Annotated in this window: 3 protein-coding genes and 1 pseudogene; 2 read left to right on the forward strand and 2 right to left on the reverse strand. The window is 62.9% G+C overall.

Annotated elements, in window-relative coordinates:
* Positions 1-480: IS5 family transposase (locus DB31_RS44315; RefSeq protein WP_044200040.1), on the forward strand; the 480-nt coding region annotated here is incomplete at its 5' end.
* Here the strand turns inward: DB31_RS44315 and DB31_RS51120 are convergent.
* On the reverse strand, positions 469-909 hold the full coding sequence (locus DB31_RS51120) for a DUF5953 family protein (RefSeq protein ID WP_338034363.1): 441 nt from the start codon (positions 907-909) through the stop codon (positions 469-471). The genes DB31_RS44315 and DB31_RS51120 overlap by 12 nt on opposite strands.
* Positions 910-1,020: 111 nt before the next feature.
* Here DB31_RS51120 and DB31_RS47520 point away from each other — a divergent pair.
* A pseudogene (locus tag DB31_RS47520) lies at positions 1,021-1,236 on the forward strand (DUF6310 domain-containing protein); the annotation flags it as partial.
* On the opposite strand, the gene DB31_RS44320 reads toward DB31_RS47520, so the two are convergent.
* Positions 1,199-1,919: IS66 family transposase (locus DB31_RS44320; protein ID WP_044200042.1), on the reverse strand; the 721-nt coding region annotated here is incomplete at its 5' end. The pseudogene DB31_RS47520 and the gene DB31_RS44320 sit on opposite strands and share 38 nt — an antisense overlap.

Here is a 1,919-nt window from a genome sequence, read left to right on the forward strand (position 1 = left end):
CCGCTGGGAGGGCAGAAGACCGGCCCCAACCCGACCGACCGCGCCAAGACGGGCACCAAGAGGAGTCTGCTGACCGATGGGCGCGGAGTTCCGTTGGGACTGGTCGCAGCAGGAGCCAACGTCAACGACCACAAACTGCTGCCCTCCACGTTCGACTCGGTGCCGGTGAAGCGGCCCGAGCCCAAGTCAGGGCATACCCAGCACTTGTGCCTGGACGCCGCCTACGACTGCAACGAGGTACGCCTCTGGGGAGACAAGTTCCACCTGCGCTTGCACATCCGCCCGCGGCGGCCTCCAGCTACGCCCCCGAAAAAGAGTCGCCGTAAGAAGGCACGCCGCTGGGTGGTGGAACGCTCCCACTCGTGGATGAACCGTTTCCGACGGATCCTCATCCGCTGGGAGAAACGCGAAGACACCTACCTGGCTATGCTCCACCTGGCTCTGGGCATCATCACTTGGTTCCACTTCCTACCGAGATAGGCACTTAGCGGCGTAGGGCGTTGCACTCCCCCAGAACGCGCGTGCGCCCTCCGCCACGGCTTCAAGCACAGCCGCCGTTGCCGCGATCACAGCCACGTCCAGTGGCATTTTCGCATGAACTTCAAACAGGGGCTGACCGCCTGGGCTGACGAGTCCCGACTTTTCACTTCCAAAAACGGTCACGGGGTAACTCACGTCCCCGTTGCACACAATAGGGAATTCCCCATCTTCAATGCTTGCTAGGAGCCATTCATCGCGCTGTGGCAATGGGATGGGACGCCCTCCTGCGGAGAGCCGCCACTTCAGCCGCAAGCCGGGGAGCGCCTTTTCCATTCCATGGATGACGTCGACCGTGCGACCATCTTTGCCCACGAGCGCAGGCGCGTAGGTGATAAGGATGAGGGTTCTTTCCTGAGTCATCGTGTGCATCCCGTGACGACGATATTGAGGAACTCATCCTCGGCGAGCAGAGCGTCTTTGTGCGCTTGGGTGCTCACCCCGACGATGAAATCATATCCACATGCCAAGGCGATGTCTCGCTCCTGCGCCGACAAGTTTCCGCCCAACCGTTATCCCGGCAAGGACGTAAGCGTGGGCGGAATACGCTTCGATGCACTGCAAGTCGGCGTACGCGTGCTCTGGGAGATCAAGACCCATCAATTTGACACATACAATTCCTTCGTCCAGAGGATGGAGATCGCCAAGGAACTCAAGCAGCTTAGAAAGGAGCGAGTATCAGTTCACCGATCCCCGTAGTGGGCAGGCGGTCGAGCAGGGCTGCTCGCCAGGGGCGAGCGAGCGTCAGTCGTAGCCTTGAGGAAGAGTGACGGTGCCCGGATTCTCGATGGCGGCCCGGGCCGCGCGCAACAGGTAGTCGCCCGGATCCTCCCCGCGCAGCTTGGCCGTCTCGATGAGCGAGTAGAAGAGGGCTGCCACCTCGGTGCCTCGCTGGGACCTTGCTGCCGTAGTGGTTCTTGCGGCCGAGCACCACGTCTCGCATCTGGCGCTCCACGGGGTTGTTATCCAGCGGCACCCGCGGGTTGTGCAGGAAGACCGTCAGCCCGTTCCACAACTCCAGCATGTACTCCAGCGCCTTGCGAAAGGTGCTGTCGGGCAGCGCCTTCTGGGACAGGGCCCACGCTTTGACTTGCTCGATGAGTGGGGCCGACTGCTGCTGACGCACGGCGAGCCGATGGGCCAGCACCTCCAGCTGACCGATGAGCTCCAGCATGTGCGCGCAGGCCGGCTCGAATTTGAGCGCCTCCACGAATTTGCGCCGCACGTGCGCCCAACAGAACGCCAGAGTCGCAGGGGCAGGCCCGTCCGCGCCGGACTTCGTCGCCGTCTGGTAGGCCGCATACCCATCCACCAGCACGACGCCCTTGAAGTCTCCGAGGACCGTCTTGGCGGTGGCCCCCGAGCGGCTGGGCAGAATCCGG

Origin of the sequence: Hyalangium minutum (genome assembly GCF_000737315.1) — a bacterium.
Taxonomy (GTDB): Bacteria; Myxococcota; Myxococcia; order Myxococcales; family Myxococcaceae; genus Hyalangium; species Hyalangium minutum.